Annotated in this window: 7 protein-coding genes and 1 rRNA gene (1 of these 8 cut by a window edge); 5 read left to right on the forward strand and 3 right to left on the reverse strand. The window is 46.8% G+C overall.

The window, feature by feature from the left end:
* Positions 1-12 precede the first annotated feature (12 nt).
* The 4 genes from AOG36_RS08515 to fusA all read left to right on the forward strand — a co-directional run bounded on the left by AOG36_RS08515 (position 13) and on the right by fusA (position 3,198).
* On the forward strand, positions 13-156 hold the full coding sequence (locus tag AOG36_RS08515; RefSeq protein ID WP_156240560.1) for a hypothetical protein: 144 nt from the start codon (positions 13-15) through the stop codon (positions 154-156).
* Positions 157-225: 69 nt separating this feature from the next.
* Complete coding sequence (rpsL, locus tag AOG36_RS03130) at positions 226-633, forward strand: 30S ribosomal protein S12 (RefSeq protein ID WP_015106395.1); 408 nt, start codon at positions 226-228, stop codon at positions 631-633.
* A 9-nt stretch (positions 634-642) separates the two neighbouring features.
* The gene (gene rpsG, locus AOG36_RS03135; RefSeq protein ID WP_015106396.1) at positions 643-1,110 is read left to right on the forward strand and encodes a 30S ribosomal protein S7; all 468 of its coding nucleotides are present in this window, start codon (positions 643-645) and stop codon (positions 1,108-1,110) included.
* A 9-nt stretch (positions 1,111-1,119) separates the two neighbouring features.
* Positions 1,120-3,198: an elongation factor G gene (gene fusA / locus AOG36_RS03140; RefSeq protein ID WP_015106397.1), complete on the forward strand. Its 2,079-nt coding sequence runs from the start codon at positions 1,120-1,122 to the stop codon at positions 3,196-3,198.
* A 547-nt stretch (positions 3,199-3,745) separates the two neighbouring features.
* Here the strand turns inward: fusA and AOG36_RS03145 are convergent.
* The 3 genes from AOG36_RS03145 to AOG36_RS09335 form a co-directional block, all read right to left on the reverse strand.
* Positions 3,746-4,180 (reverse strand): hypothetical protein, encoded by a 435-nt coding sequence (locus AOG36_RS03145; RefSeq protein WP_053825472.1) that lies wholly within the window; start codon positions 4,178-4,180, stop codon positions 3,746-3,748.
* Between the two features lie 737 nt (positions 4,181-4,917).
* Complete coding sequence (locus tag AOG36_RS08970) at positions 4,918-5,100, reverse strand: hypothetical protein (RefSeq protein WP_015106400.1); 183 nt, start codon at positions 5,098-5,100, stop codon at positions 4,918-4,920.
* A gap of 585 nt (positions 5,101-5,685) precedes the next feature.
* The gene (locus AOG36_RS09335) at positions 5,686-5,766 is read right to left on the reverse strand and encodes a hypothetical protein (protein WP_366884328.1); all 81 of its coding nucleotides are present in this window, start codon (positions 5,764-5,766) and stop codon (positions 5,686-5,688) included.
* A gap of 629 nt (positions 5,767-6,395) precedes the next feature.
* Between AOG36_RS09335 and AOG36_RS08180 the strand changes: the two genes are divergently transcribed.
* Positions 6,396-6,880, forward strand: a 23S ribosomal RNA gene (locus AOG36_RS08180); it runs 2,463 nt beyond the window's last position.

Consider the following 6,880-nt stretch of genomic DNA (forward strand, 5'->3'; position numbering starts at 1 on the left):
TTATTGTAGAGTATGTCAAACACGCAGTCGCAGCAAGTGGAGAACATTGCTCAGCAGGGTTTGCAAGATTTGGAGACCATCCAAAAGCAGATCGATGAAGTCAAAGTCCACATCAACGAGAACAAGGAACTCATCCACCGCTTGAATTTTAGCTAAGTCGCATTAAAGATTTTTAATGTTATAATGAATCTTTTATCATGCAAAAATTACAGATAAAGGACAAGAGTGCCAACCATCAATCAGCTCATCAGAAAGGAAAGGAAAAAAATCCTTAAAAAAACCAAGTCCCCCGCCTTGGTTGAGTGCCCCCAAAGAAGGGGCGTTTGCACACGGGTTTACACCACCACCCCTAAAAAACCTAACTCCGCTCTAAGAAAAGTCGCCAAAGTGCGCCTGACTAGCAAATTTGAAGTGATCAGCTACATCCCCGGCGAGGGGCATAACTTGCAAGAACACTCCATTGTGTTGGTGCGTGGCGGACGGGTGAAAGACTTGCCCGGGGTGAAATACCACATTGTGCGCGGCGCGCTAGACACGGCTGGGGTGAATAAGCGCACGGTTTCTCGCAGTAAATACGGGGCGAAAAAAGCCAAAGCCGGGGCCGCAGCCGGAACTGACAAGAAGAAAAAGTAAAGGGAAAAGATGAGAAGAAAAAGAGCACCCATTAGGGAAGTGTTGGGCGATCCCGTCTACAACAGCAAGGTTGTAACAAAATTCATCAACAAGATGATGTATGACGGTAAACGCAGCGTGGCAGAAAAGATCATTTACGCTGCCTTGCAAAAAATCGAGGAAAAAAGCGGGGAAAAGGGCATTGAGGTCTTTGAAAAGGCGTTAGAAAATGTCAAACCTTTGGTGGAAGTGCGCTCTAGGCGTGTAGGGGGGGCGACTTACCAAGTTCCCGTAGAGGTGCGCCCCGCAAGGCAACAATCCCTCTCCATCCGCTGGATTTTAGAGGCGACTAGAAAACGCAACGAACGCATGATGGTGGATAAGTTGGCTAACGAGTTGATGGATGCATCCAGCGACAAAGGGGCGGCGTTTAAGAAGAAAGAAGACATCCATAAAATGGCAGAAGCCAATAAAGCTTTCGCCCATTACCGCTGGTAGGAGTTGTCAATGGCACGCAAAACCCCTTTAGACAAGATTAGAAACATTGGCATCGTCGCCCACATCGATGCGGGCAAAACCACGACCTCCGAGCGGATTTTATTTTACACGGGCGTGAGCCATAAAATCGGGGAGGTGCATGACGGGGCTGCCACCATGGACTGGATGGAGCAAGAAAAGGAGAGGGGCATCACCATCACTTCAGCGGCGACCACCTGCTTTTGGAAAGATCACCAAATCAATTTGATCGACACCCCCGGACACGTGGACTTTACGATCGAAGTGGAACGCTCCATGCGTGTGTTAGACGGAGCTGTGGGCGTGTTCTGCTCTGTGGGCGGGGTGCAACCCCAAAGCGAAACCGTGTGGCGGCAGGCGAATAAATACGGCGTGCCCCGCATTGTGTTTGTCAATAAAATGGACCGCATCGGGGCAAACTTCTACAATGTGGAAAACCAAATTAGAGAACGCCTAAAAGCCAACCCCGTGCCCATCAATATCCCTATCGGGGCAGAGGACACCTTTATCGGCGTGATCGACCTAGTTGCCATGAAAGCCATTGTTTGGAACAACGAGGCGATGGGGGCAAAATACGAAGTCCAAAAGATTCCTAGCGACTTGCAAGCCAAAGCCCAAGAATACCGCGACAAACTCTTGGAAGCAGTCGCCGAACAAGACGAAGCCTTGATGGAAAAATATTTGGCCGGCGAGGCACTCAGCGAGGAAGAGATCAAAAAGGGCATTAAAACCGGGTGCTTGAACATGTCCTTAATCCCCATGCTCTGTGGCTCTTCCTTTAAAAATAAAGGCGTGCAAACTCTCTTAGATGCCGTGATCGACTACCTACCCGCCCCTACGGAAGTGGCGGACATCAAGGGTGTGGACCCCAAGAGTGAAGAAGAAATCCATGTGCAAAGCAGCGATGAGGGCGAATTTGCCGGACTTGCCTTTAAAATCATGACCGACCCCTTCGTAGGGCAACTCACCTTTGTGCGGGTGTATCGGGGCAATTTAGAATCCGGTAGCTACATTTACAACTCCACGAAAGATAAAAAAGAGCGCGTAGGGCGACTCTTAAAAATGCACTCCAATAAAAGAGAGGACATTAAAGAAGTCTATGCCGGCGAGATTTGCGCCTTTGTGGGCTTAAAAGACACGCTCACCGGCGACACCCTTTGCAGCGAGAAAAACCCCGTGATCTTAGAGCGCATGGAATTTCCTGAGCCCGTGATTCACATTGCCGTAGAACCCAAAACCAAAGCCGACCAAGAAAAAATGGGCGTGGCTTTAGGCAAACTTGCCGAAGAAGACCCCAGCTTTAGGGTGATGACTCAAGAAGAAACCGGGCAGACCTTGATCGGCGGGATGGGCGAATTGCACCTAGAGATCATCGTGGATCGCTTAAAACGGGAGTTTAAGGTCGAAGCTGAAGTGGGCCAACCCCAAGTTGCCTTTAGAGAAACCATCCGCAGTGCGGTGCAAAAAGAGCATAAATACGCCAAACAATCTGGCGGACGCGGGCAATACGGGCATGTCTTCATCAAGCTTGAGCCCAAAGATCCGGGCACGGGCTATGAGTTTGTCAATGAAATCAGCGGGGGCGTGATCCCCAAAGAATACATCCCGGCGGTGGATAAGGGCATCCAAGAGGCGATGCAAAGCGGAGTGCTCGCCGGCTATCCGGTCGTGGATTGTAAAGTTACCCTATATGATGGCAGTTACCACGAGGTGGATTCTTCTGAAATGGCGTTTAAAATCGCCGGTTCTATGGCGTTTAAAGAGGCTTGCCGTGCGGCTAACCCTGTGCTTTTAGAGCCCATGATGAAGGTAGAAGTGGAAGTGCCCGAGGAGTATATGGGCGATGTGATCGGGGATTTAAACCGTCGCAGAGGGCAGATCAACGCGATGGACGACAGATTGGGACTTAAAATTGTCAATGCCTTCGTGCCCCTGGTAGAAATGTTTGGTTACTCCACGGATCTGCGCTCAGCCACCCAAGGGCGAGGGACTTACTCTATGGAGTTTGACCACTATGGCGAAGTCCCCGCAAACATTGCCAAAGAGATTGTGGAGAAACGCAAAGGCTAAAGAGCTTTGTTAACCCTTTGGAATTAACGCCTAAGATCGCATCCCTACATTGACCCTTGAGGGTCGATCCCTAAGAGTTGACAGCAGCATCTTAGAAATTTCTATTTGTTCCCCAAAGCCTTTGATTTTAGATAGGTGGATTGGCCCAATCAAGGAATGGGGACATAAAACTTCAAGGGTTCACACAAGATGCCAAACAGAGCTGACTTGTTAAACCGCTTTTAGCCATAAATCTCAACAAGGCACTGCTTGGAGTGATGCGTTCTTGCTACTAATCAGCCAGTAGATGGCTCTGCAAGCTTTACTTGCTAGCAAAAGAATCTAACAAATCCCCACCTGCTTAACACCCCAGCATAGCTCTAGGCTTTAAATATGCCTTGGCAGTCCTTGCACTTCTTGCATCCATTGACCACAAAATCTTGTCCATTGAGAGGGTTTTTCACCCAATTATGTCTAGCACTGCTCAACTCTTCACGCCCACAATTTCTGCAGACCTTTATTAACCGGCACTTCTCATCCTTGCCCATCTCTTCATCGTTGTAGTCTTCTAAAGATTCTGTTTTGCCGCAATGGACACACGAACGGCTTTGGGTACAATGACCCGTGTTTTGCCACTCACCATATTCGTGGCTTGCAAACCAACTTTTATCTTGATCTGCGCAAACCTCGCAGACCTTGATAATCTTACATTCTGCATCCCTCGTCTCTTTGTAGGTGTGTTTTTTCCATCTGCTTTTTTATGCCCGCAGTCCTTGCACACCTTAAACACATCGCATTGGACTTGCTCGCTCCCCTCGTAAGCGTGGGTCTCTTTGACATATTGTTTGTCCTTGCAGTGGCTACACATTTTAAAGACCTTGCACTCCGCGTCTTTGGCTTGCTCCTGATAGTCGTGTTCGACCTTGGACTCTTCGGTGTTGCAGTGAATGCAGCTGTGCACCTTGGTGCAGTCTGGACCCGTATAATGCCACTCGTCGAACACATGCTCGCTTTTACTCAGGTATTTATTACAATCGGGGCAGGTTTTTGAGAAGAAACATTGGGGTTTTCCCGCTTCTTGTGTGTATTCCCCGGCGTGGACCCCCACCCCGCACTTAACACTCTTGGCCGCACTTTTGATGGCATCTCATAATCCCATGTTTGTCCTTTTTAAGTGGAGTTTTTTTTATACTACGACCTTATACAATGCCTTTTGTTCTTCAAGTACACAGACTAAGTATTGGAGTTTGTTGGGGTGTTTGGAAACAAAACCCGGGGCTCTTGGGCATTGAAGACATCCCCACACCCTTAAAGCCACAAAAGCACTAAGAAATGGTGGACAAACACAAGGGTAAAAACTCTCCACCCCTGTGGGGTTAAGTACCCCTAGTGCTATTTTTTCTTCTTTGACTCTTGGATGATACCCCCCCACGATACCCCCCACGACCATCCCTATACCCGTGCCACAACGGGGATCATCGAGCCTATGATGCCACCAACCCCTGCCCCAGCTACAATCCCCGGATTTTCATTCATAAAGCCCTTCACTTTATCCATTTTCTCTTTTTTTTGTTAATCTGCCATCATTCACTCCTTTTATTATTGTCTATCCAAGGTTCTTACCCTAAACTCCTAAGCTGCACCTATAAAGATGAACAGCCACTTCTTTAATCCAACATTTTGACCGCTTCTTAATAAAGCATAAAGTTTTTCACCACCCAATCTTTGAGTTGATTGACCTTATGGGTGGACACGCCCATCTCTTTGGCGTAAGAATAAATGGTGTCCCTTTCGTTGTCTGCACCTGCTATCGGCTAAAGCCATGGACACTAATTCTAAAAGCGTGGCGTGTTTGGCGTGGTTGGTGGTGAAAATCTTGAGCTCACTTAAGGGCACTTCTTTTGTGCTAATGCCATAACTCACATTGCTTTTTAATCGTATCTAACGCGCCTAGTTGCAACTCGTGCAACACCCCATCGGCTTCAATGACTTTAGTCAAATACAAAAACACTTGTTGTTCTGTGTTTAGGCAACATGTTTGCTCCTATCTCAAGCTGCAAAGCTCAGCCCAACGCCTTGCCTTTTACCAAAATTGCCCATGTGCCTTTTTTGACATTAAAAGTGCCATTATTGCGGGGATTGTGGCTCAAATACATGGGGATAATTCACCAACTTCGCTCTTCATCCAAATACACAGCGTGCCCAAACTTGCCATATCAGAACAGCCAAATTGCGCACATTTTGGATTAGAAAGATGAGATTTGTCTTTAAAAATTCAATCCAAGAGCTATAGCCCGATGGAAGACTAAAACCACTGCTCTTGCATATAACGGGCGCGTATCTGCCCATCAAGTTCCATAAATCAACCATACGACTCTTTTACAAGAAAATTAAAAATATAAAGGGGATTTTGTGTGAAATCCGCCTAAAGCACTTGATTTCTGTTGTATAAGGGCGTGTCTCCAATTGCACGACTTCTTGGGCCACTAAAGAGACAAATTCTAGGATTTACTCCCTAGATAACCTGCCATCCACTAAGGCATAATTCAAGGCGGCGCAAAAAGAATCCCCGGCTCCAAGCGTATCCACAACTGGAATGAGGGGGCGCAAGGCTTAAAGAACAGGGTGTGTGATCGCTCAATAAATAAGCTCCTGGCTGCCCAAAGTTAAACACACATCTTGTATCTCAAAATTTCTTTGTGTGTGGTACAGCATGGTTGTATAGTCATGGGTCTCATACACAAATAATCTGGCAATTAAAGCACATTTCTCTTCGTTGATTTTCAACACATTGGCAAAATGCAAGGCTTTCTCTAGCTTTTTTTTAGTGTAATGATTTTTGCGTTTTGCATCACTTGACATAGGGTATTAAAAGAGATTGGAAATCTTTGGAGAGCAAGTTAAAATGAAAGACATCATAAGCTTCTGTTAAGGACTCTTGGATTTCTTGGGAATTAAATCCGTTGCCACCCCCCAAAAATCCCCAACATTTAAGCCACACTTAAGCTCCAAACCGCTAATATTGCGTTTTGCTTCTAAGAAAGCTTACATTGAAAAGGTGAAAACTTTTTTCTAAGGCATCAATCTTAAAAGCGTGTTATTTGACTTTTTATTGTCAATAGCCTATGTAAAGGTAAAAACTACAAAGCCGAAAGAATTATACTCAATAAGGCGGTGTGGCTCTTATGCAACGCTCTATGCGGATATGCTAGAGTGGCAAACAAGATATTAAGAGTGGATGGTGGATGCCTTGGCAAAGAGAGGCGATGAAGGACGCACTAGACTGCGATAAGCTACGGGGAGCTGTCAAGAAGCATTGATCCGTAGGTGTCCGAATGGGGCAACCCAATCCACAGCAATGTGGATTACTCTATTTCTATAGAGAGCGAACCTAGCGAAGTGAAACATCTCAGTAGCTAGAGGAAAAGAAATCAACGAGATTCCCTCAGTAGTGGCGAGCGAAAGGGGAAAAGGGCAAACCGGGTGCTTGCACTCGGGGTTGAGGACGGCAACATTCAAGGGGTTTTTCTAGCAAAGTTGTTTGGAAAGACAAGCCATAGAAGGTGATAGCCCTGTATGCGAAAGGAAAACCCTAGATAGCCGGATCCAGAGTAGGCCAGGACACGGGAAATCCGGGCTGAAGCCGGGGAGACCACTCTCCAACCCTAAATACTACTCTTTGACCGATAGCGCACAAGTACCG

The organism is Helicobacter heilmannii, from assembly GCF_001283065.1.
GTDB classification, from domain to species: Bacteria; Campylobacterota; Campylobacteria; order Campylobacterales; family Helicobacteraceae; genus Helicobacter; species Helicobacter heilmannii.